The organism is Arthrobacter gandavensis (assembly GCF_015355785.1).
GTDB classification, from domain to species: domain Bacteria; phylum Actinomycetota; class Actinomycetes; order Actinomycetales; family Micrococcaceae; genus Arthrobacter_B; species Arthrobacter_B gandavensis_A.
Genome location: NZ_JADKYW010000005.1, coordinates 1357265 through 1377394, shown reverse-complemented (window position 1 = coordinate 1377394; position 20130 = coordinate 1357265). Strand labels below are relative to the sequence as shown.

The 20130-nt window shown below is 66.4% G+C and carries 22 protein-coding genes; 12 read left to right on the top strand and 10 right to left on the bottom strand.

Annotated elements, in window-relative coordinates:
* Positions 1–70: 70 nt before the first annotated feature.
* Genes ITX31_RS11630 through acs form a run of 3 tightly spaced genes read left to right on the top strand, consistent with a single transcriptional unit; the run spans position 71 to position 3956 of the window.
* Positions 71–1117: an aliphatic sulfonate ABC transporter substrate-binding protein gene (locus ITX31_RS11630; RefSeq protein ID WP_194783491.1), complete on the top strand. Its 1047-nt coding sequence runs from the start codon at positions 71–73 to the stop codon at positions 1115–1117.
* A complete protein-coding gene (locus tag ITX31_RS11625; RefSeq protein WP_194783490.1) occupies positions 1117–1986 on the top strand; it encodes an ABC transporter permease in 870 nt (289 codons plus the stop codon). Before ITX31_RS11630 ends, ITX31_RS11625 begins: the two co-directional genes overlap by 1 nt.
* Positions 1977–3956: an acetate--CoA ligase gene (gene acs / locus ITX31_RS11620; RefSeq protein ID WP_323745662.1), complete on the top strand. Its 1980-nt coding sequence runs from the start codon at positions 1977–1979 to the stop codon at positions 3954–3956. The genes ITX31_RS11625 and acs overlap by 10 nt, the downstream gene beginning before the upstream one ends.
* On the opposite strand, the gene ITX31_RS11615 is transcribed toward acs, so the two are convergent.
* Positions 3953–4282: a hypothetical protein gene (locus ITX31_RS11615; protein WP_194783488.1), complete on the bottom strand. Its 330-nt coding sequence runs from the start codon at positions 4280–4282 to the stop codon at positions 3953–3955. The genes acs and ITX31_RS11615 overlap by 4 nt on opposite strands.
* A gap of 64 nt (positions 4283–4346) precedes the next feature.
* On the opposite strand from ITX31_RS11615, the gene ITX31_RS11610 reads away from it, so the two are divergent.
* Positions 4347–5708, top strand: coding sequence for an O-acetylhomoserine aminocarboxypropyltransferase/cysteine synthase family protein (locus ITX31_RS11610; RefSeq protein ID WP_194783487.1), 1362 nt, complete (start codon positions 4347–4349; stop codon positions 5706–5708).
* The gene (locus ITX31_RS11605; RefSeq protein WP_194783486.1) at positions 5701–6192 is read left to right on the top strand and encodes a CoA-binding protein; all 492 of its coding nucleotides are present in this window, start codon (positions 5701–5703) and stop codon (positions 6190–6192) included. The genes ITX31_RS11610 and ITX31_RS11605 overlap by 8 nt, the downstream gene beginning before the upstream one ends.
* A 99-nt stretch (positions 6193–6291) precedes the next feature.
* On the opposite strand, the gene ITX31_RS11600 is transcribed toward ITX31_RS11605, so the two are convergent.
* Both ITX31_RS11600 and ITX31_RS11595 read right to left on the bottom strand, forming a co-directional pair.
* Positions 6292–7047: a hypothetical protein gene (locus ITX31_RS11600; protein WP_194783485.1), complete on the bottom strand. Its 756-nt coding sequence runs from the start codon at positions 7045–7047 to the stop codon at positions 6292–6294.
* Entirely contained in the window at positions 7007–7591 is a 585-nt protein-coding gene (locus tag ITX31_RS11595) for an RNA polymerase sigma factor (RefSeq protein ID WP_194783484.1), read from the bottom strand. Before ITX31_RS11595 ends, ITX31_RS11600 begins: the two co-directional genes overlap by 41 nt.
* A gap of 331 nt (positions 7592–7922) precedes the next feature.
* Here ITX31_RS11595 and ITX31_RS11590 point away from each other — a divergent pair, with 331 nt between their 5' ends.
* Complete coding sequence (locus ITX31_RS11590) at positions 7923–9344, top strand: amino acid permease (protein ID WP_194783483.1); 1422 nt, start codon at positions 7923–7925, stop codon at positions 9342–9344.
* On the opposite strand, the gene ITX31_RS11585 is transcribed toward ITX31_RS11590, so the two are convergent.
* From ITX31_RS11585 to ITX31_RS11575, 3 genes are all read right to left on the bottom strand, one after another.
* A complete protein-coding gene (locus ITX31_RS11585; protein ID WP_194783482.1) occupies positions 9341–10141 on the bottom strand; it encodes a carbon-nitrogen hydrolase family protein in 801 nt (266 codons plus the stop codon). The genes ITX31_RS11590 and ITX31_RS11585 overlap by 4 nt on opposite strands.
* Positions 10142–10181: 40 nt before the next feature.
* Positions 10182–11300, bottom strand: a complete 1119-nt coding sequence (locus ITX31_RS11580; RefSeq protein ID WP_194783481.1) for an NAD(P)-dependent alcohol dehydrogenase — start codon at positions 11298–11300, stop codon at positions 10182–10184.
* Positions 11301–11403: 103 nt separating this feature from the next.
* On the bottom strand, positions 11404–11853 hold the full coding sequence (locus ITX31_RS11575; RefSeq protein ID WP_194783480.1) for an Hsp20/alpha crystallin family protein: 450 nt from the start codon (positions 11851–11853) through the stop codon (positions 11404–11406).
* Between the two features lie 190 nt (positions 11854–12043).
* Between ITX31_RS11575 and ITX31_RS11570 the strand changes: the two genes are divergently transcribed.
* The 3 genes from ITX31_RS11570 to ITX31_RS11560 all read left to right on the top strand — a co-directional run bounded on the left by ITX31_RS11570 (position 12044) and on the right by ITX31_RS11560 (position 14242).
* Positions 12044–12685 (top strand): hypothetical protein, encoded by a 642-nt coding sequence (locus ITX31_RS11570; protein ID WP_194783479.1) that lies wholly within the window; start codon positions 12044–12046, stop codon positions 12683–12685.
* Positions 12686–12696: 11 nt separating this feature from the next.
* On the top strand, positions 12697–13689 hold the full coding sequence (locus tag ITX31_RS11565; protein WP_194783478.1) for a DUF2804 domain-containing protein: 993 nt from the start codon (positions 12697–12699) through the stop codon (positions 13687–13689).
* Positions 13690–13879: 190 nt separating this feature from the next.
* Positions 13880–14242, top strand: a complete 363-nt coding sequence (locus ITX31_RS11560) for a VOC family protein (RefSeq protein ID WP_194783477.1) — start codon at positions 13880–13882, stop codon at positions 14240–14242.
* Between the two features lie 73 nt (positions 14243–14315).
* Here the strand turns inward: ITX31_RS11560 and ITX31_RS11555 are convergent, their stop codons facing one another.
* Positions 14316–15605, bottom strand: coding sequence for an adenylosuccinate synthase (locus ITX31_RS11555; protein WP_194783476.1), 1290 nt, complete (start codon positions 15603–15605; stop codon positions 14316–14318).
* Between the two features lie 197 nt (positions 15606–15802).
* Here ITX31_RS11555 and ITX31_RS11550 point away from each other — a divergent pair, with 197 nt between their 5' ends.
* A complete protein-coding gene (locus ITX31_RS11550; protein WP_323745661.1) occupies positions 15803–16531 on the top strand; it encodes a hypothetical protein in 729 nt (242 codons plus the stop codon).
* Positions 16423–16908 carry a DUF427 domain-containing protein gene (locus ITX31_RS11545; protein WP_194783475.1) on the top strand — a complete coding sequence of 162 codons (486 nt, stop codon included), beginning with the start codon at positions 16423–16425 and terminating at the stop codon, positions 16906–16908. The genes ITX31_RS11550 and ITX31_RS11545 overlap by 109 nt, the downstream gene beginning before the upstream one ends.
* Before the next feature lie 68 nt (positions 16909–16976).
* On the opposite strand, the gene ITX31_RS11540 is transcribed toward ITX31_RS11545, so the two are convergent.
* From ITX31_RS11540 to ITX31_RS11530, 3 genes are all read right to left on the bottom strand, one after another.
* Positions 16977–17396 (bottom strand): DUF3151 domain-containing protein, encoded by a 420-nt coding sequence (locus ITX31_RS11540; protein WP_194783474.1) that lies wholly within the window; start codon positions 17394–17396, stop codon positions 16977–16979.
* On the bottom strand, positions 17396–18415 hold the full coding sequence (gene fbaA / locus ITX31_RS11535) for a class II fructose-bisphosphate aldolase (protein ID WP_194783473.1): 1020 nt from the start codon (positions 18413–18415) through the stop codon (positions 17396–17398). The genes ITX31_RS11540 and fbaA overlap by 1 nt, the downstream gene beginning before the upstream one ends.
* Before the next feature lie 137 nt (positions 18416–18552).
* Positions 18553–19167, bottom strand: coding sequence for a TrmH family RNA methyltransferase (locus tag ITX31_RS11530; protein WP_194783646.1), 615 nt, complete (start codon positions 19165–19167; stop codon positions 18553–18555).
* Between the two features lie 208 nt (positions 19168–19375).
* On the opposite strand from ITX31_RS11530, the gene ITX31_RS11525 reads away from it, so the two are divergent.
* Positions 19376–20128 carry an HAD-IIA family hydrolase gene (locus tag ITX31_RS11525; protein ID WP_228529316.1) on the top strand — a complete coding sequence of 251 codons (753 nt, stop codon included), beginning with the start codon at positions 19376–19378 and terminating at the stop codon, positions 20126–20128.
* Positions 20129–20130 lie beyond the last annotated feature (2 nt).

Sequence of the window (20130 nt, the reverse complement as noted above, 5' to 3'; positions counted from 1 at the left end):
GACGCATTGTGCCCGCACCAAGCTGCACCGACCCCACATTTTCTGTTCCACCCGTCTCGAAGGAATCCCCATGAACAGCCGTTCGCGTTTCTCCCGCCGCCCGCTCACCGCACTGGCAGCCACCGCCGCCGCCGTCTCGCTGGCCCTGACCGGCTGCGTGGCCGGCGAGGATTCCTCCGGCGCAGCCGCCAATGAGGCGGCCGACGGCGGCACCCTGAACATCGACTTCGCCACGTACAACCCGCTCTCCCTGGTCATCAAGGAGCAGGGCTGGCTCGAAGCCACCCTCGACGAGCAGGGCGTGGAGGTCAACTGGGTGCAGTCCGCCGGTTCCAACAAGGCCAACGAGGCCCTGCGGGCCGGAGCGATCGACGTCGGCTCCACCGCCGGTTCGGCAGCCCTGCTGGCCCGCTCCAACGGATCGCCGATCAAGACCATCAGCATCTACTCGCAGCCGGAATGGGCCGGACTCCTGGTCTCCCCGGACTCGGACATCACCTCCGCGGCGGACCTGGCCGGCAAGTCAGTGGCAGCCACCAAGGGCACCGACCCGTACTTCTTCCTGGTCCAGGCGCTGGAGGAAGCCGGTCTGAGCACCTCCGACGTGACGGTGGAGAACCTGCAGCACGCCGACGGCCGCACCGCCCTCGAGAATGGTTCGGTGGATGCCTGGTCAGGCCTGGATCCGATCATGGCCGGAGCCGAGCAGGCCGGGGCGAAGTTCCTCTACCGGAACCTGGACTTCAACACCTACGGCTTCCTGAACGCCACCGAGTCCTTCCTCGAGGAACAGCCGGAACTGGCCCAAACCGTTGTGGACGCCTATGAGAAGGCCCGTGCCTGGGCCGCGGAGAACCCCGAGGAAACCGCGCAGATCCTCGCCGACGTCGCCGGCCTTGACCTTGAGGTGGCGCGCACCGTCATCCTAGAACGCAGCAACCTAGACGTCGATCCCGCCCCGGGCGATGCGCAGCGCAAGGTCCTGGAGAAGGTTGGTCCGGTCTTCGTCGAAACCGGCGACGTCGCCAACCAGAAGGCGATCGACGACGCCGTGGCCTCCCTGCTAGATGACACCTTCGTGCAGAAGGCCAACGCGGAAACCATCAAGGACTCCTGATGAGCAGCTCCTACCTGACCGGCAGCTCTGCCGCTCCAGGCGGCGTGCAGGGCCCCCCGGCCACGCTGCCCGCGGCGCCGGCACCTGTCCGGAAGGCCGGCTCCGGCGGCATCCTGTCCCGGTCCTGGGCCCGTGTGGCGCTGGGGTTGGTGGTTCCCGTCCTGCTGCTGGGCCTCTGGCAGCTGGTGTCCGTCCTCGGCGTGTTCAGCGCCGTGCAGCTGCCCTCTCCCGGCGCCGTGCTGACCTCCGCGGCGGACCTGTTTGAGCGCGGCGAGCTCGGCACGCACATCGCCATTTCCACCCAGCGCGTCCTCACCGGCTTCGCACTCGGTGCCGTCCTGGGGCTGATCCTCGGCGCCCTGCTGGGCCTGTCCAAATTGGCCGACGTCCTGCTCGGCCCGCTGTTCGGCGCCGTGCGTGCCGTTCCGTCCCTGGCCCTGGTGCCGCTGCTGATCCTCTGGATGGGCATCGGCGAGGATTCAAAGGTCACGCTGATCACCATCGGCGCGTTCTTCCCGGTCTTCACCACGGTCTCCCTGGCCCTGCGGCATGTGGACAAGAACCTCGTGGAAGCCGCGAGAGCGTTCGGCCTCAAGGGCCTGAAGCTGCTCACCACCGTGCAGCTGCCCGCCGTCGTCCCGGCTGTCTTTTCCGGGCTGCGGCTGGCGCTGGCCCAGTCCTGGCTCTTCCTGGTAGCCGCGGAACTGATCGCGTCCTCCATGGGACTGGGCTTCCTGCTCACCGACTCGCAGAACAACGGCCGCACCGACCGCATGTTCCTGGCGATCGTGCTGCTGGCAGTAATTGGCAAGACAACTGATGCCCTGCTGGGCGTCGCAGAAAAGTGGGCAGTGAAGAAGTGGGCGTAGGCACAGCACTCCAGAGTCCGGCCGAACCGGAGTTCGCCTCCGAGGCTGAGCGGATAGCGTTCTGGGAGGACGCAGCCCGCCGCCTGCAGTGGGATCAGCCGTGGCACACGGCCCACACCTTCAGTGCCCCGCAGCGGCTCAGCGGCCCGGAGGTTCCGGAAGCCGACGCCGAATACACCGTCCCGGAAATCGAATGGTTCGCCGGCGGCAGGCTGAACGTCGCGGTGAACTGCGTGGACCGGCACGTGGCCGCCGGGCGCGGGGACAAGGTGGCGCTGCACTGCGAGGGCGAACCGGGCGACCGCCGCAGCATCACCTATGCCCAGCTGCAGAAGGAGATCTCCAAGGCGGCCAACGCCCTGCTGGCCCTCGGCATCGAAAAAGGCGACCGGGTGGTCATCTACCTCCCCGTCATCGCCGAAACCATCATCATCACGCTGGCCTGCGCACGGATTGGAGCCATCCATTCGCTGGTCTTCGGCGGCTTCTCCGCCGAGGCCCTGAAGTTCCGGGTGGAGAACACCCGCGCCAAGCTGCTGGTCACCACGGACGGCCAGTTCCGCCGCGGCGCCGCCGTCCCGGTCAAGGACAACGCGGATGAGGCGGTTTCCGGGGACAACGCTATCGAGCATGTGCTGGTCATCCGGCGCACCGGCTCGGACATCGCCTGGACCGAGGGCCGGGACATCTGGTGGCACGAGACGGTGGACACCGCTTCCGACGTCCACGAACCGGAGGCGTTCGACGCCGAGACTCCGCTGTTCATCATGTACACCTCCGGCACCACGGGAAAACCCAAGGGCCTGGTGCACACCATGGGCGGCTACCTCACCCAGGCGTCCTGGAGCTACGAGTTCCTGTTCGCCAACCCGGACGAATCCGCCCGCGAAGCTGACGTCCACTGGTGCACTGCGGACCTGGCCTGGGTCACTGCCCACACCTACGAAATCTACGGGCCGCTCTCCAACGGCGTCACCCAGGTGATCTTCGAGGGCACGCCCAACACCCCGCACCCGGGCCGGCACTTCGAAATCATCGAACGCTATCGGGTCACCAGCTATTACACCGCCCCCACCCTGGTGCGCTCCCTGATGGGGTGGTTCCCCGACGGCGTGCCGGACACCTGGGACCTGTCCTCCATCCGGCTGCTGGGCACCGTGGGCGAAGCCGTGAACCCGGAAGCCTGGCGCTGGATGCGGGAGAACATCGGCCGAGGCGAAGTTCCCGTAATCGACACCTGGTGGCAGTCCGAAACCGGCGCCACCATCCTCTCCCCGCGCCAGACGGACACCGTCTTCAAGCCCGGCTGCGCCTCCCGCGCCCTGCCCGGCGTTTCCACCCGGATCGTCGACGAGCACGGCGGGGACGTGCCCCCGAACGTGCAGGGTTTCATTGTGGTGGACCGGATCGGCCCGTCCATGGCCCGCACCTGCTGGGGCGATCCTCAGCGCTACCTCTCCTCCTACTGGCGGCAGTACGCGCAGCAGGGCTGGTTCCTGGCCGGGGACGGAGCCCGCTACGACGACGACGGCGACACCTGGATCCTGGGGCGGGTGGACGACGTCCTGAATGTCTCCGGACACCGGCTCTCCACAATCGAGATCGAGTCCGCGCTGGTCTCCCATCCCTGGGTGGTCGAAGCCGGGGTCTGCCCGGTGGCCGATCCGAAGACCGGGCACGCCATCGCCGCGTTCGTGGTCCTCACCGAGGCCGCACCGCAGGACGCAGAAACCGTGACCGCGCAGCTGCGCGCCCACGTCGCGAAGGAGATCGGCCCGATTGCCAAGCCTGCCGCCGTCGTCACGGTTCCGGATGTGCCCAAGACCCGCTCGGGAAAGATCATGCGGCGCCTGCTGACCCAGCTGTTCGAAGGAACCACGCTCGGGGACACCACCAGCCTGCAAAACGAACCCTGCATTCCCGCGATCCATGCCGTCTGCGAGGCGCGGCGGACCGGAAGCACAGCCTAGTGCGCAGCTCCGTGAACCCGGGCAAGGGTCACCCGGTCCAGTTCCACCGCGCCGCCCATGGCGCGGTGCAGCCGCAGGAACTCAATGGGAGAGACCTCCAGGAACGATGTGTCGTGCTTCTCGGGCAGCAGTTCGGGATGCCCGCCGTCCATCATCTCGGTGAACATCTGCTCGGCTTCAAGGCGGGTCATCGGTTCGGTGGGGGTGATCTTGTGGTTCGCGGACGCCAGTTTGTATCCGGTCTCAACCACAATGACGTACTCGTCCATGCCCGCTCCCAGGATTGCCTCGCCGCAACTGTCCTCAACATTGTTGGTATCCAGCACCCAATAAAGCAACCATTGGCGAACCGCTTACCCGCGGTTCCCCCAAGGAAGGAGCACTCAGTCCATGAGTGACCGCCAGTTCGGATTCCGTACCCGCGCCCTGCACGCCGGCGGAACGCCCGACGCCATCCACGGCGCCCGTGCCGTTCCCATCTACCAGTCGACGTCCTTCGTCTTCAAGGACACCGCCGACGCCGCCAACCTCTTCTCGCTGCAGAAGTACGGAAACATCTACTCCCGGATCGGCAATCCAACGGTCGCCGCGTTCGAGGAGCGCATCGCCTCCCTTGAGGGTGGAATCGGCGCGGTGGCAACGGCGTCGGGCATGTCCGCCGAATTCGTCACCTTCGCGGCCATCTGTTCCTCCGGCGATCACATTGTGGCCGCGTCGCAGCTGTACGGCGGCACTGTCACGCAGCTGGATGTGACGCTGCGCCGGTTCGGCATCGAAACCACGTTCGTTCCCGGCACGGACCCGGCGGACTACGCGGCGGCCATCCAGGAGAACACCAAGGCCGTGTACGCGGAAGTTGTCGCCAACCCGAGCGGCGAGGTCACCGACATCGAGGGCCTGGCAAAAGTGGCGCACGACGCCGGCGTGCCGCTCATCCTCGACGCCACCCTGAGCACGCCCTACCTGGTGCAGCCGTTCAAGCACGGTGCGGACATTGTGATCCACTCCGCCACCAAGTTCATCGGCGGGCACGGCACCACCCTGGGCGGCGTCGTCGTGGAAGCCGGTACCTTCGACTGGGGCAACGGCAAGTTCCCGGCCATGACCGAGCTGGTTGCCTCCTACGGCAACATCTCCTGGTGGGGGAACTTCGGCGAGTACGGGTTCCTGACCAAGCTGCGCTCCGAGCAGCTGCGGGACATCGGGCCCACGCTTTCCGCCCAGTCCGCGTTCCAGCTGCTGCAGGGCGTTGAAACCCTGGCCCAGCGCGTGGACGAGCACCTGCGCAACGCCCAGGCGGTGGCCAAATGGCTTCAGGCGGACAACCGCGTCGCCTGGGTGTCCTACGCGGGCCTGGCATCCCACCCGCACCACGGGCGCGCCAAGAAGTACCTGCCCAAGGGACCGGGATCCGTCTTCAGCTTCGGCGTGAAGGGCGGCCGTGCCGCCGGACAGGCGTTCATCGAGGCCCTGCAGCTCGCTTCCCACCTGGCCAACATTGGTGATTCCCGCACCCTGGTGATCCATCCGGCGTCGACTACCCACCAGCAGCTCTCACCGGAGCAGCTTGCGGCCGGCGGCGTGCCGGAGGACCTGGTGCGTATCTCCGTGGGGCTGGAGGACCTGGAGGATATTCTCTGGGACCTGGACCAGGCACTCACCGCGGCCGCGGCAGGAGCGGCGCCCGCCGCCGCCGAAGACGCTGCGTCCTGCAGCATTCCGCTCGAAACCGAGGAGTCAGCCAATGTCTGAGAACCGCACCTGGGTGGGGCCCAGCGCCCCGGAACGCCTTTCACTGCTGCGTTCGGCCAAGTCGATCGCGATTGTCGGGGCCTCGGACAAGCCGTCCCGCGCGTCCTACTTCGTGGCCACTTACCTGCTCTCCTCCTCGCCGTACAAGGTCTACTTCGTGAACCCGGTAGCCAAGGAAATCCTGGGCCAGCCGGTATACGCCTCACTGGCGGACCTCCCGGAGACCCCGGACATCGTGGACGTATTCCGCCGGCATGATGACCTGCCGACGGTACTGGAAGAGGCCAAAGCCGTGGGCGCCAAGACGCTCTGGCTGCAGCTGGGCTCCTGGCATGAAGAAGTTGCCCGGAACGCCGAAGCCGCGGGAATGAATGTGGTGATGGACCGCTGCGTAAAGATTGAGCACGCCCGGTTCCACGGCGGCCTGAACCTGGCGGGCTTCAACACCGGGGTGATTTCCTCCAAGCGCCAGCTCACCGCGTAGCCTTCTTCCCTGCCCCGGAACCATCGAGAGGCCAGTTACGGCTCGTTTCACGCGTGAAACCGGCCATAACTGGCCTCTCGTTTGTAGACGAAGCGGGTGCTAGCCGCGGCCGGAAGCGTTCGCGCCGCGGTTGCCGTCCTTACCGTCCTCGCCGGCATCACTGCGGCCCGGACCGTCCTGGCCTTTGTCCCGGCCGAATCCATGCCCGTTGTTGTTGCCGGGCCCCTGCCCCTCGTTGACATTCGAACGTCCCGGGCTGTCCTGGTCTTTGGATCCCTGAAAGGAACCGTCACGGCCTGGTTCGCTTCCACGGCCGGGGATGCCGCCGTCGTTGTTCCCGGGTTCGGCTGGCTGACCGGTCTGCTGTCCGGCTTCTTCACGCGCCGGCTCGGCCGGCACCGGGGTCACCGCCGGTGCCGGGGCAGTCTCCACAGGAGCTGAGGGAAGGGCAGGAGGCGGCGCAGGTTCAGGTTCAGCCGGTGGGGCCGGTTCCGCAGCGGGAACCTGCTCGTACTCCACGGGCGCAGGCACGTCGTGGGCGTCTTCGGCAGTGATCCACAGGCCGCCGTTGCTGGCCGCGACTCCGGTGGTGCCGGCGGCCATGGCCGCGATGATCGCGCCGCCAAGCAGATAGCCCCGCCGGCGTGAGATCTTCTTGAGGGGTGTCACCCCCCGCGTGAAGAATGCGGCCAGCTCCGGGGACGGCTCAGGGGCAGGTGCGCGGGCTTCACTCCGCAGGCGCAGCAGCGCGTCGCCCAGCTCACGGGCGTCCTCTGCGCCGGATTCCGCCAGGAGGCGCCGGACTGCTTCTGCGTCACCGGGGTTGCTGGACGTGCTGTTGATCTTCCTTGTCATCTTCCGCAGCCTCCTTCCCTGCGATCTGTTCCCGAAGCGCCAGGAGCGCCCGTCTCTGAAGCTGCTTGACGGTATTGACCGTCTTCCCCATGATTTCCGCCGATTCCTGCAGCGACAGGTCCGCCACTACCCGCAGCAGGAGGACTTCCCGCTGTGCGGCGGTTAGCCCGTCCAGCATCTGCGCCGCCACCAGCCCGGATTGAAGAACCGCGTCTTCTGCCGAACCGGTGGATCTGGTGTCGAGCTGCGGATCATACGGAGCAGGTGAGGGCTGGCGCTCACGCCGGCGGTGGTCATCCACCAGCCGGGCATGGGCTACCGAAAAAGCGAACGTGCGCAGCCCAGCGGCACCGCCCCTGACCGTGGAAATCCTTGAAAAAACCGTCAGAAAAACGTCCTGTGTCAGTGCCTCAGGATCCTCGCAGCCCTTGGCCCGGAGATAACCGAGGACTGCGGGCGCCAGCGACTCGTAAACCGCCCGCAGAGCCGCCGGGTCGTTTTTCCGCGCCGCAGAGACCAGTGGCTCTGTCAGCGGGTCAGCCAAGGCGGGATCCTTCGATCTGGGACGTTGGGGCGAACCAAATCGTACCGCGCCCAGGCTGGTCCTGCTCAGGAGATGGCCGCGCCGCAGCTCGTTGGGGGGATGAGCTCCGGCGCGGCCATTACACCTACGTAATCGCCCGGAACGGCCGAAAGGTTATGCGGTTTCCGGGAAAGTTTTCCGGAAACTGTTCCCAGAGCCTTCGGAGGAGAGTGTGGAAGACTTGACGGCGGTCCGTCCTTTCCCGGCGGATCCGCTCCGGGCAGGCCATCGACACCCTCCTGCCCGCTCCCATCCAGCAATACCGGGCCCCGGAGGCCCGGCCAGGAAGATCATGCCCAGCACCACGCCTCACCACACAGATCTAAAGCGCGGCCTCTCGCTGCGGCACATTCGCTTCATCGCCCTTGGGTCCGCGATCGGAACGGGGCTGTTTTATGGGTCCTCCGAAACCATCCAGGCCGCCGGCCCCGCCGTCCTGATTGCCTACATCATCGCCGGGTGCGCTGTCTTCCTGGTCATGCGCGCCCTGGGAGAAATGGCCGTCCGCCATCCGGTGGCAGGTTCCTTCTCCCAGTACGCCGGCCGCTACCTCGGTCCGCGCATGGGTTTCCTCACCGGCTGGACCTTCGCGTTCGAGATGATCATCGTGGCGGTCGCGGACATGACAGCTGTGAGCATGTACATGAGCCTCTGGTTCCCGGATACACCGGGATGGGTCTGGATGGTCGCAGCGATGCTCCTGATCGGCGGACTGAACCTCATGCGGGTCAGCGTCTTTGGCGAGATGGAGTTCTGGTTCACGCTGATCAAGGTCTCCACCATCATCGCGATGATTGCCGGCGGGCTGTACCTGATTGTCTTCGGCGTCAGCACCGGCGGCTACGAACCCGGCGTCAACCACCTGGTAGACCATGGCGGATTCGCGCCCTTTGGTGTGTGGGGCATCGTCATGAGCCTTGGAATCGTAGTGTTCTCCTTCGGCGGGATCGAGACCCTCGGCGTCACTGCCGGCGAAACCGGGGACCCGCAGCGGGCCATCCCCAAAGCCGTGAATACCGTTCCGGTGCGCATCCTGCTCTTTTACGTCCTGTCCCTCGGCGTGATGCTTTGCCTGTTCCCGTGGGACCGGATCGGGTCTGAAGGCAGCCCCTTCGTGCAGGTCTTCGCCGGGATAGGCATCCCGTACGCCGAACACGTGATCAATGCCGTGGTGCTGACCGCCGCCCTGTCCGCGATGAACTCGATCTTCTACGCAACCTCGCGGACCATGTACGGCCTGGCCGAGCAGGGACACGCCCCGAAGGGCTTCACCAATGTCTCGCGCTACGGCGTGCCGGTGTGGCCCATAGCCATCATCATGGCGAGCCTGATCGCGGGGCTGGGCCTCTTCCTCTGGATTCCGGAACAGCTGTTCCTGGTGGTGGCCTCCACCGCCACCTTCGCCACGATCTTCACCTGGTCCTCAATCCTCCTCAGCCACCACGGGATGCGCCGTCAGATGCGGCGGAACGGTACGCCGTCGGCCGGTTTCGCGTTCCCCGGCTGGCCGGTGCTGAACTACGTCGTCCTGGGCTTCATGGCACTGGTGACGGTGATCCTTGCATTTACCGGCCCCGGACGTACCGCCCTGGCCGTTGGCGTGGTGTGGCTGCTCCTGATGCTCGCCGCCTACCGCTTCCTGGTTAAGGACGAAGGGCACAAGCCCATCGACCTGCCCGAACCGGCCGCCAACGCGGGAACGGACCGGAGCTAGGGCGCGATCTCCTCGGCCACCGAGAACCGCCGGTTGGCCAGCACCGGAAGAAACTCACGGACTTCCTCGATCCTGGTCCGCACCACCTCGGCCGTTGCCACGGCTTCGGTTTCCTGGCCGAGGAACACCTGCGGCACTCCCATCGGATCCAGGATCGCGGAGTGGCCGATGGTGTGTCCGCTTGCCGTGCCGGCCGCGGCCACCCACACCGTGTTCTCGATGGCGCGTGCCTTCAGCAGGGTTTCCCAGTGCTCGATCTTGTGCTCACCCTTGAACCAGGCTGCCGGGACGGCGAGCAGGTCCGCACCCTGCACCGCCAGCGCCCGGGCCAGTTCCGGAAAACGCAGGTCATAACAGGTCATCAGGCCAACCCGGAGCCCGCCAAATTCAACCACCTGGATACCCCGGTCTCCCGGCTTGATTCGGGTGGACTCGGAGTAGCTGAACGCATCATAGAGATGCAGTTTGCGGTACGTGGCCGCAATCCGGCCATCCGCTTCGATGGCCACCAGCGTGTTGTAGGGACGCTCCTCCCCGGAGGGTTCGTACCCTCCGGCGACGACGGCGATGCCAAGTTCCGCCGCGGCCAGGGACAGCCGCTGCACGAAGGTGCTCCATCCGGCTTCCACGGCTGCTGCCAGCGGACCGTCCACCTTGCCGATGCTGAACATCGACTCTTCCGGGAACACGATGAGTTCGGATCCTTCGGCCCGGGCCTTCTCCGCCAGTGACCGCATCACCGCCAGGTTGGCCTGGACGTCGCCGCCCGGACTGAACTGACCTACGCTGACCAACATGGGGAACCGCCTTGCCTTCGGGACCGGATTCACTCCCAGCCTAGTGCAGGTCCTCGAAGTGCAGCACGGGTTTCAGGACCTGCCCGGACTTTGCGTCCGCGGCCGCCGTATTGATGTCCCCGAATGCGTAGCGGGTGATCATTTTCTCCAGCGGGAACCTGCCCTGCTGAATCAGGTCCACCAGGGCCGGGAGGAACAGCTGCGGTGTGGCGTCCCCTTCCGTGATTCCCAGGACCTGCCTGCCGTTAAGCATGAAGTTCACGTCCAGCTGCACCGTTGACCCCGGAGCGGGGGCGCCGATCAGCCCCAGCTTCCCCAGCGGAGCCAGTGCGTCCGCTGCCGTGGCCGCAACCTTGGTGCTGCCCGTGGTTTCCAGCGCGTGGGTGACCCCGGTGCCGTTGGTCAGTTCAAACAGGGCCTGCAGCGCGTCGGTACTGCCGGAATTCACGACGTCGGTGGCCCCGAGTTCCCGGGCCAGCTCCAGGCGGGAGTCCACCAGGTCCATGACCACGATGCGCGTGGAGCCGCCCAGCGCCGCAGCCATCACCGCTGAGAGGCCTACGGGACCGGCGCCGAACACCGCAAGGATGGAACCCGGTTCGGGACGCAGGACGTTCATGACCGCCCCGGCACCCGTCTGCACCCCGCAGCCCAGCGGCGCCAGCAGGGTCAGGTCTGCCGAGGGGGCAACCTTGGTGACTCCGCGTTCGTCGGCCAGCACCAGGTCGGAGAAGGAGGACTGGGCGAAGAAGTGGCCGTGCACTCCCAAGCCGTCCTTGCTGATGGTGGCAGTGCCGTCCAGCCGCTGCCCGCCCACGAGGTTGAGCTCCAGGAAGTATGTGCAGTAGGCGGGGTGCCCGCTGCGGCAGTTCCGGCATTCCCCGCAGCTGGTGAAGCTGAGCAGCACATGGTCTCCGGGCACAACGGAGGTCACGGCGGAGCCAACGGCTTCCACGACTCCGGCTCCCTCGTGCCCCAGGACTCCGGGCAGCGGGAAGGGAATGTGCCCGGCCTGGACGCCGAGGTCGGTACCGCACACACCGGCGGCCTGGATGCGGACCAGGACCTCATCCGGCCGCGGGTCGTCCAGGACCACATCGGTGATTTCGAAGGGGTCGTTGATGCCGCGCAGGATCGCGGCGCGTGCCTGGGTAGTCATACGGCCACGCTACGCGGGCCCGTGCCCGCGCGGCAGGGGCCGGACACGGTTCGGGGCGGCCGGGGAAAAGTTCGCCGGCCGCCCCTGCACGGATATTGGCCCGTTAGGCGCTGACCGCCTCCGCGTCGTGCTCGTCTTCCGTGGCGCCAAGGGACGCGGCGGAGCCGGACTGCACCTCGATGCGGCGCGGCTTGGCCTTTTCGCTGACCGGGATGATCACGTTGAGCACGCCATTGTCATAGTGCGCGGTGATGCCCTCGGTATCGATGCCCTGTCCCAGGCTGAGCTGGCGCAGGAAGGAGCCGCCTTCGCGTTCGCGGGTGAGCCACTGGACGCCGTCCTTTCCGCGCAGGGTGCGCTCGGCACGGATGGTCAGCAGCTGCCCGTCGACGTCGATGTCCACGGACCCCGGGTCAATGCCGGGAAGGTCGACGCTCAGGACATACCGGTCATCCTGCCGGTACAGGTCCATGGGCATGCCGCGCAGGGATTCGCTGCGGACGGCCTGGGCAAGACGGTCAAATTCACGGAACGGATCAAAGCGTGTTGCCATCACAAATCAACTCCTTTACTCCGCTGTACACAGCGGGCTGATCTGCCATTTCGAATCAAAGTTGAGTTGGCTTCGCTCAACTTTCGGCAGTAGATTAGCACTTGCAACGCGAGAGTGCTAACCCAAGTTGTTGCATCGGAAAACCCGGTTCCGCCGTCTCTTCGTACCTGGCCCGAAAGGAAAGGAAGCAGTGTCCTACCCCGCGTTGTTCCGGCGTGGAAGCCGCACCGAAAGCCTGGAGAAACTCCGCACACTTCCCAGCCGGATAGCCGGCTCAGCACCGTCCCCTCCACTGGATGCGGCGGGCTGGCTCAGCGGACTGTGGGTAGCCGCCGCGCTGCTGGGTATCGGCGTGTTTTCCGGCGGAACGACGTCCCTGGTGCTGGCGGCAGCGCTGCTTTACGGCACCGGCGCGGCGCTGGCCGTCCTGGGGTGGCTGGCCTGGCGGGCGTTCAGCGGACGCATGCGCCGGCGCGCCGCATCCGGCCCCGGTGCGTCCGCGGCCCGGGACTTCCTGGCGGCAACTGCTTCCGCCCAGGAGGAGGTCCTCCGGGCACTCTTCCCCGCGGGAGCCACCGGAACTCCTGAGGTATTGCGGGCAACCGCGCCGGCACGGGCTGCCGCTGCCGCCGCTCCCAACAGCCTGCTTCCGGTCCAGGCCAGGGGTTCGGCCACCGGTCTTGCCAGCGGCCCGGTCACCCAGCACCGGCCCGCCCCGCGCCCCGGGAAATCACCGATCCGCAAGAACGCCACCTGCAAGTCCGCCATGCGTCGCCGCAGCACAAAACCGCCGGCAGGCCCGGCGCAGGATGATTTCGCCCGCGCCGCCTAGACTGGGGCGCCATGGAGGAGATTCATGAACCCGTCCAGCTGTCCCTGGCAAACGGAAAACTGAACCCCGCGGCTGCAGGCTTCACCCGCTTACCGCTGCACGCCTTCACGGACCTGCGCCGGGGGCTTCTCCATGGATGGCGCACCAAGCGCTGGGAGTACTGGGGCGTGCTGACTCCGGACCTGGTGCTCGGCATGACCATCGCGCATCTGGACTATGCCGCCACCCTCCAGCTGTACGTGTTGGAGCGCGCCACCGGCAAAGAAATCAGCATGGATCCCCTCTCGCTTCCCGCGGGCTCCACCGCGATCCTGCCCGCCACCCTGCCTCCCCTCACAGCCGTGGGCACCATGGGCGGGCTGCACCTGCGCTTCCATGACGACGACGGCGGCACGCACCTGCGCGCCGAGTCGCCGCGCGTCGGCGTCGAGCTTTATGCCCCGGCGGAAGGTGATGTGCTGGGGGTGGTGGTTCCGTGGTCGGAGACGCGGTACCAGTACACGCTCAAGGACGTTGCCCGTCGCGTCGGCGGAACCATCACGGTCGACGGGCGCGAACATGCAGTGGGCGAGGGTGCCTTCGCCGTACTGGACCGCGGACGCGGACGCTGGCCGTATTCGAGGCGCTGGAACTGGGCTGCCGGCTACGGCACGGCCAGCGGCACCCGGCTGGGCCTGCAGCTGGGCGGGCTGTGGACGGAGGGAACGTCGGCCACCGAAAACGCGCTGATCGTGGAGGGCATGCTGCACCATTACGACGGCGAACTTGAGTTCAGCTACGACCTTACTGACCCGCAGGCAGCCTGGCATGTCCGCGGGAACTGGATCGAGGCCACGCTCACACCGTTCCACCGGCGGCTGGCGGCAACCAACGCCGTACTGGTGGCCTCGCAGACGTGGCAGGCTTTCGGCGCGTGGTCCGGCTGGGCGGCCACGCCGGACGGCACGCGTTACAACCTGGACGGGGTGAACGGCTGGATCGAGGAAGCGCGCAACCGCTGGTAACCCGGGTGCGTGCCCAGTTTCCCGCACCCCGTGGACGGTGTGTGCCGGCGGGTTCCCGCCTGCCCCGCCCCTAACGGCGGCTGGGAAACCACGCACCGGCGGACTGGCTGGCCCGGTTTCCAGCCCCTTTCCCCTGCGGTGCACCACTGTTAGGTTTCTTCCAACGAAGCCCGCCCGAAGGAGCCTCACAGTGAGCAGCAGATTCTCATCCCTTGCCCTTGATGCCCTCAATGTTGAGGCGCAAACCCGGTTCTGGACCCAGGCTCTGGGCTACCAGGTGGCCGAGGAGTTCGACGGCGGCATCGCGTTGGCACCTGCCGACGGAGTACCGGGACCGCCGCTCGACATCATTCCGGTGCCGGACAAGAAGACGGCCAAACTCCGGCTGCATATGGACCTGGTTCCGTATGGCTGCAGCCAGGAGGAGGAAGTGGAGCGGCTGCTGGCGCTCGGCGCGGTGCGCGCCGACGTCGGGCAGGCCCCGGACGTGCCCTGGGTGGTGCTCGCCGATCCCGAGGGCAACGAATTCTGCGTCCTCGCCGCCCGGGATTAGGGCACCAAGAAGGGCACGAAGACGGGCAGCAAAATGCCCCGCAGCCGTCAGTTGCGGGGCATTCCCGTACGGATTATTCGCTGATCAGGTCCCGGATCACGATCGTCTGGTCCCGGTCCGGGCCGACGCCGATCGCTGAGAACCGGGTGCCGGACATCTTCTCCAGCGCCAGAACGTAGTTCCGGGCGTTCTCCGGCAGGTCCTCCAGGGTCTTGGCTCCAGTGATGTCCTCGGTCCAGCCGTCGAAGTACTCGAAAATCGGCTTGGCGTGGTGGAAGTCGGTCTGGGTCATCGGCATTTCATCGAAGCGCACGCCGTCGACGTCGTAGGCAACACATACCGGAATCCTCTCGATACCGGTAAGCACGTCCAGCTTGGTCACGAAGTAGTCCGTGAAACCGTTGACCCGGGAAGCGTGGCGCGCCAGCACGGCGTCGTACCAGCCGCAGCGGCGCGGGCGGCCGGTGTTCACGCCGAACTCGCCACCGGTCTTCTGCAGGTACAGGCCCATGTCATCGAAGAGTTCGGTGGGGAACGGCCCGGCACCAACGCGGGTGGTATAGGCCTTGATGATGCCCACGGCGCGGTTGATGCGGGTGGGGCCGATGCCGGAGCCAACGGACGCGCCGCCGGCGGTCGGGTTGGAGGAGGTGACGAAGGGGTACGTCCCATGGTCAACGTCCAGGAACGTGGCCTGTCCGCCTTCCATCAGGATGACCTTGTCCTCATCCAGGGCACGGTTGAGCTCATAGGTGGAGTCGATGACCATGGGACGCAGCCGGTCAGCGTAGGAGAGGAAGTACTGCACCATCTCTTCAACGTCCACGTCGCGGCGGTTGTAGACCTTCAGCAGCAGCTGGTTCTTCTGCCGCAGCGAACCTTCCACCTTCTGGCGCAGGATCGACTCATCGAAGATGTCCTGGACACGGATGCCAAGCCGGGCAACCTTGTCCATGTACGCCGGGCCAATGCCCCGGCCGGTGGTGCCGATGGCCCGCTTGCCCAGGAACCGCTCGGTGACCTTGTCCATGACCTGGTGGAACGGTGCCACGAGGTGGGCGTTGGCGGAAATCCGCAGCTTGGAGGTGTCTGCCCCGCGCGCTTCCAGCCCGTCGATTTCAGCGAACAGTGCCTCCAGGTTCACCACGCAGCCGTTGCCGATCACGGGAATGGCGTTGGGGCTCAGGATGCCGGCGGGCAGCAGCTTCAGTTCGTACTTTTCACCGCCGACGACGACGGTGTGGCCGGCGTTGTTTCCGCCGTTGGGCTTGACCACGTAGTCGACGCGGCCACCGAGCAGGTCGGTGGCCTTACCTTTACCTTCGTCGCCCCACTGGGCTCCGACGATGACAATTGCGGGCATGGGATCCTCCCCCATTAGTTACGCTAGGGAGCCGCGCCAGGCGCTGAACCGCTACCGTGCATGAGAACGCCCCTGCACCGTGAGACTGAAGGACACAGCTGTCCGTTATCCGGGGTGCGGGGCTCTTACCTGTCAAGTTTAGCCGATCAGCGGCTTCGCCCGTTTGGAAGCTGCGGATGTAGGCGTACGGTTTAGCCATGGAGCGCTTCCGCGGCTATATCGCCGGGCTGGGTACCGCCTCGGGAACCCGCCTCGTTGTTGGGCACTGGCCGGACTCACCGTTCGGCCCGTTCACTGATGTCATGGTGGAGAACCGGTTCGGTTCCCGCCTGCTGCTCGCGCCCAGCGAAGCGGTTGCCCGCTATGTCTCCTCCACCTACACCTTCGACGCGATCGACGTGGTTCCGGTCAGCGCTTTCCTGGCCGAGGACAGGCTGAGGGTCGACGGCGGTCCGCTGCGGCTCAGCGCTCAGCTGGGCCGGGTAACCCTGCTGGGACGTGCCCTCGAGGCCGTGCCTGCCCCGCTTGCCGTCCACCCGCTGTGGCTGCAGGCCGTGAACCCGCTGGCCAGCCTGATTGTCCGCGGAGTTCGGACCGCGGGAACTACCGGGGACCGCCGGGAGTTCTATGGAGTACGCTCCATCCGCCGCCTCGCTTCGGCGCAGTGTTCCTGGAACGGAGAGGATATGGGCTCCCTGGCGCCAGTCAGCCCTCCCGTCCGGTTTGGTTTTTCCTCCGTGCCGGCCAGGCCGCAGATTCTGGCAGTGACCACCACCATCACCGCCAGGAATCCGGTGCAGAAAGAAGGAATCCACGCATGGAAGACCGCGTTCACCCGCATGCCGAGTCAGTCTGGTCCTATCCCCGTCCGCCCCGAGTCGAACCAAGCGCTGAACGCGTCAAAGTCTGGCTGGGCGGAGAGCTGATCGCAGACACCACCGAGGCCGTGCGTGTCCTCGAAACCAGCCACCCCCCGGTCTACTACCTGCCCCTGGGCGTCTTTGCCCCGGGAATGCTGCAGCCGGTCAGCGGAGTCACGCACTGCGAGTTCAAGGGGGCTGCGTCCTATTTCGACGTCGTTGCCGGGGGCCGGCGGGCTGCCCGGGCGGCATGGACCTACCCGCATCCGTTTCCCGGCTACGAGGAGCTCGCCCACACCGCTGCCCTGTATCCGGGGCTGATGGATTCCGTCACGGTGGACGGAGAGGAGGTCCAGCCGCAGGAAGGGGACTTCTACGGCGGGTGGATCACCAGCCGGGTTACCGGGCCCTTCAAAGGCGCGCCGGGCACCTGGGGCTGGTGATACCGGCAGCCCGGAAACAGCGCAAGGCGCCCTCCAGACGGAAGGCGCCTTGCGCAGGATTGGCAGTACTAGCCCTCGATCGCTGCCTTGGCCGACGGATCTGACGCGTCCAGGAATTTGTCGATCCGGTCCACTTCCTCACTCTCGCCGATCGCAGCTGCGGCACGTCCCAGGGCGTAGAGCGAACGCAGGAATCCGCGGTTGGGCTCGTGCTCCCACGGAATGGGGCCGGTGCCGCGCCAGCCCGCGCGCCGGAGCGCGTCCAGGCCGCGGTGGTAACCCACCCGGGCGTAGGCGTAGGACTCCACCGGACGCCCGTCGGCGAAGGCTTCGTCGGCGAGCGTGGCCCAGACCTGCGAGGAGGTGGGGAACCTGGCCGCCAGGTCCACGGCCTCGTCGCCGGCTTCGAGGCGCGCGACGACGTCGGTTTCCTCCGGCAGGTAGGTGGGCTCGGGGCCGAGCAGGTTCTTGCGGAATTCGTCTGACATTAGAGGTGCTTTCCTGCCGAGCCGAGGGACTGTGCAGCTTCGACCACACGGGCGGACATGCCCTTTTCGGCCGAGGCGCCCCAGACGCGCGGATCGTACTGCTTCTTGTTGCCCACTTCGCCGTCCACCTTCAGCACGCCGTCGTAGTAGCGGAACATGTGGTCGGCAACCGGGCGGGTGTAGGCGTACTGGGTGTCGGTGTCGATGTTCATCTTCACCACGCCGTAGGACACGGCGTCGGCGATCTCCTGGGCGGAGGAACCGGAACCGCCGTGGAAGACGAGGTCGAACGGGCGTTCCTTGCCGATCGACCCGCCAACGGCGGCCTGGATCTCGTCAAGGATCTCCGGGCGCAGCTTCACGCCGCCGGGCTTGTAGACGCCGTGGACGTTTCCGAAGGTCAGGGCGGTGAGGTAGCGGCCCTTACTGCCGTCACCCAGCGCCTCAACCGTGGCCATGCCGTCAGCCACCGTGGTGTAGAGCTTCTCGTTGATCTCGTTCTCAACGCCGTCTTCCTCGCCGCCCACGGTGCCGATCTCGACTTCCAGGATGATCTTGGCTGCGGCGGTGCGGGCCAGCAGGTCCTGGGCGATCTTCAGGTTCTCCTCGAGGGTCTCCGCGGAGCCGTCCCACATGTGGGAGTTGAAGAGGGGGTCCTCGCCCCGCTTGACGCGCTCCTCGGAGGCGGCCAGCAGCGGCAGGACAAAGTCGTCCAGCTTGTCCTTGGGGCAGTGGTCGGTGTGCAGGGCAATGTTCACGTCGTAGCTCTTGGCCACTTCGCGGGCGTAGGCGGCGAAGGCCAGGGATCCGGTAACCATGTTCTTGACCGAGGAGCCGGACCAGTACGCGGCACCGCCGGTGGAAACCTGGACAATGCCGTCCGAACCGGCCTCGGCGAAGCCTGCGAGCGCTGCGTTGAGGGTCTGGGAGGAGGTGACGTTGACAGCCGGGTATGCGAATCCCCCTGCCTTGGCCCGGTCGATCATCTCTGCATAGATCTCGGGGGTTGCAATAGGCATGCTGACTCCTTAGCGAAGGTTCGAAAGTGCGGCAGGGCCGGGCCCTCTTTGGCTCCTCCCATCCTAGCCACAAGAGTCCTATGCGCATCAGAAAACACAGATTCAGGGTTTCGCACCTGGAACTACGGGCCCGTCGGTCAGTTCACCCTCTGGCCGAACACGTGCCGGCGGACCCAGCCGTGCATGGCGATGGCAGCCGCGGCCGACGCGTTCATGGAGCGGGTGGAGCCGAACTGGGCGATTGAGAGCGTGGCTTCCGCGGCCTGGTGCACCTCGGGTGTGAGACCGGGGCCTTCCTGGCCGAAGACCAGGACGCAGTTGCGCGGCAGGTCGTAGGTTTCCAGCGGCACCGAGTCGGGGAAGTTGTCGATGCCGATGATCGCCAGCCCCTCGGAACGCGCCCACTCGGTGAACTCCTCCACACTCGGGTGGTGGCGCACGTGCTGGTAGCGGTCGGTGACCATTGCGCCGCGGCGGTTCCAGCGGCGTCGTCCAATGATGTGCACTTCCTTGGCCAGGAACGCGTTGGCGGTCCGCACCACGGATCCAATGTTCAGGTCATGCTGCCAGTTTTCGATGGCCACGTGGAACTCATGGCGCTTGGAGTCAAGGTCCGCGACGATTGCATCGTGCTTCCAGTACCGGTATTCGTCCACCACGTTGCGGCGGTCTCCGGCGGCCAGCAGCTCGGGGTCCCACTGCTCGCCCTCCGGCCACGGCCCCTCCCAAGGCCCAACACCAACCTGAGGCATTTCGGCATCTGCCGGCTCTGCGGCGGGAATTGTTTCAGGGCTCTCTATCACCCTTCCAGCGTAAGGTGAAAGACTGGACCATCCCGCATCCGCCCCGGGAGGAACAGGCCTGCGCCTGGACCCCCGAATGGCTGCGGGCAGGAAGCATTACACGCACTGGAGGGTAACTGTGGGCGAGAACGAGAACATCGAGTGCTGGCTGACTGACATGGATGGTGTGCTGGTCCATGAGAACCAGGCGATTCCCGGAGCTGCTGAGCTGATCAACCGCTGGGTGGATACCTCCAAGCGGTTCCTGGTGCTGACCAACAACTCGATCTACACCCCCCGGGACCTCGCGGCCCGGCTGCATGCCTCCGGCCTGGACGTCCCGGAGGAGAACCTCTGGACGTCCGCGCTGGCGACGGCCGAGTTCCTCAAGGATCAGCTCAAGGGTTCCTCCACCCCCGGGCGGGCGTTCGTGATCGGTGAGGCAGGACTGACGACGGCGCTGCATGAGGCCGGGCTGATCCTCACGGACACCAACCCGGACTATGTGGTCCTGGGCGAAACCCGCACCTACTCCTTCGGCACCATCACCAAGGCCATCCGGCTCATCCTCGACGGCGCCCGGTTCATTGCCACCAACCCGGACGTCACCGGCCCTTCAGCGGAGGGGCCCATTCCGGCCACCGGGGCCATCGCAGCGCTGATCACGGCCGCCACGGACCGGGAGCCCTACATTGTGGGCAAGCCGAACCCCATGATGTTCCGCTCCGCCATGAACAAGATCGACGCGCATTCGGAGAGCACCGGCATGATCGGGGACCGGATGGACACGGACATCATTGCCGGAATCGAAGCGGGGCTGACCACGGTGCTGGTGCTCACCGGCATCACCCAGCGCGAGGACATTGCCCGTTACTCGTTCCGGCCCACCCAGGTGATCAATTCCGTGGCGGACCTGATCAAGACCGTCTAGCC

Bases quoted from the DNA above. Each gene is read 5' to 3' on its own strand.
- ITX31_RS11630 (WP_194783491.1), top strand. From the start codon at position 71: ATGAACAGCCGTTCGCGTTTCTCCCGCCGCCCGCTCACCGCACTGGCA.
- ITX31_RS11625 (WP_194783490.1), top strand. From the start codon at position 1,117: ATGAGCAGCTCCTACCTGACCGGCAGCTCTGCCGCTCCAGGCGGCGTG.
- ITX31_RS11610 (WP_194783487.1), top strand. From the start codon at position 4,347: ATGAGTGACCGCCAGTTCGGATTCCGTACCCGCGCCCTGCACGCCGGC.
- ITX31_RS11605 (WP_194783486.1), top strand. From the start codon at position 5,701: ATGTCTGAGAACCGCACCTGGGTGGGGCCCAGCGCCCCGGAACGCCTT.
- ITX31_RS11600 (WP_194783485.1), bottom strand. From the start codon at position 7,047: ATGACAAGGAAGATCAACAGCACGTCCAGCAACCCCGGTGACGCAGAA.
- ITX31_RS11590 (WP_194783483.1), top strand. From the start codon at position 7,923: ATGCCCAGCACCACGCCTCACCACACAGATCTAAAGCGCGGCCTCTCG.
- ITX31_RS11585 (WP_194783482.1), bottom strand. From the start codon at position 10,141: ATGTTGGTCAGCGTAGGTCAGTTCAGTCCGGGCGGCGACGTCCAGGCC.
- ITX31_RS11580 (WP_194783481.1), bottom strand. From the start codon at position 11,300: ATGACTACCCAGGCACGCGCCGCGATCCTGCGCGGCATCAACGACCCC.
- ITX31_RS11575 (WP_194783480.1), bottom strand. From the start codon at position 11,853: ATGGCAACACGCTTTGATCCGTTCCGTGAATTTGACCGTCTTGCCCAG.
- ITX31_RS11565 (WP_194783478.1), top strand. From the start codon at position 12,697: ATGGAGGAGATTCATGAACCCGTCCAGCTGTCCCTGGCAAACGGAAAA.
- ITX31_RS11555 (WP_194783476.1), bottom strand. From the start codon at position 15,605: ATGCCCGCAATTGTCATCGTCGGAGCCCAGTGGGGCGACGAAGGTAAA.
- ITX31_RS11550 (WP_323745661.1), top strand. From the start codon at position 15,803: ATGGAGCGCTTCCGCGGCTATATCGCCGGGCTGGGTACCGCCTCGGGA.
- ITX31_RS11545 (WP_194783475.1), top strand. From the start codon at position 16,423: ATGGAAGACCGCGTTCACCCGCATGCCGAGTCAGTCTGGTCCTATCCC.
- ITX31_RS11540 (WP_194783474.1), bottom strand. From the start codon at position 17,396: ATGTCAGACGAATTCCGCAAGAACCTGCTCGGCCCCGAGCCCACCTAC.
- fbaA (WP_194783473.1), bottom strand. From the start codon at position 18,415: ATGCCTATTGCAACCCCCGAGATCTATGCAGAGATGATCGACCGGGCC.
- ITX31_RS11530 (WP_194783646.1), bottom strand. From the start codon at position 19,167: ATGCCTCAGGTTGGTGTTGGGCCTTGGGAGGGGCCGTGGCCGGAGGGC.
- ITX31_RS11525 (WP_228529316.1), top strand. From the start codon at position 19,376: ATGGATGGTGTGCTGGTCCATGAGAACCAGGCGATTCCCGGAGCTGCT.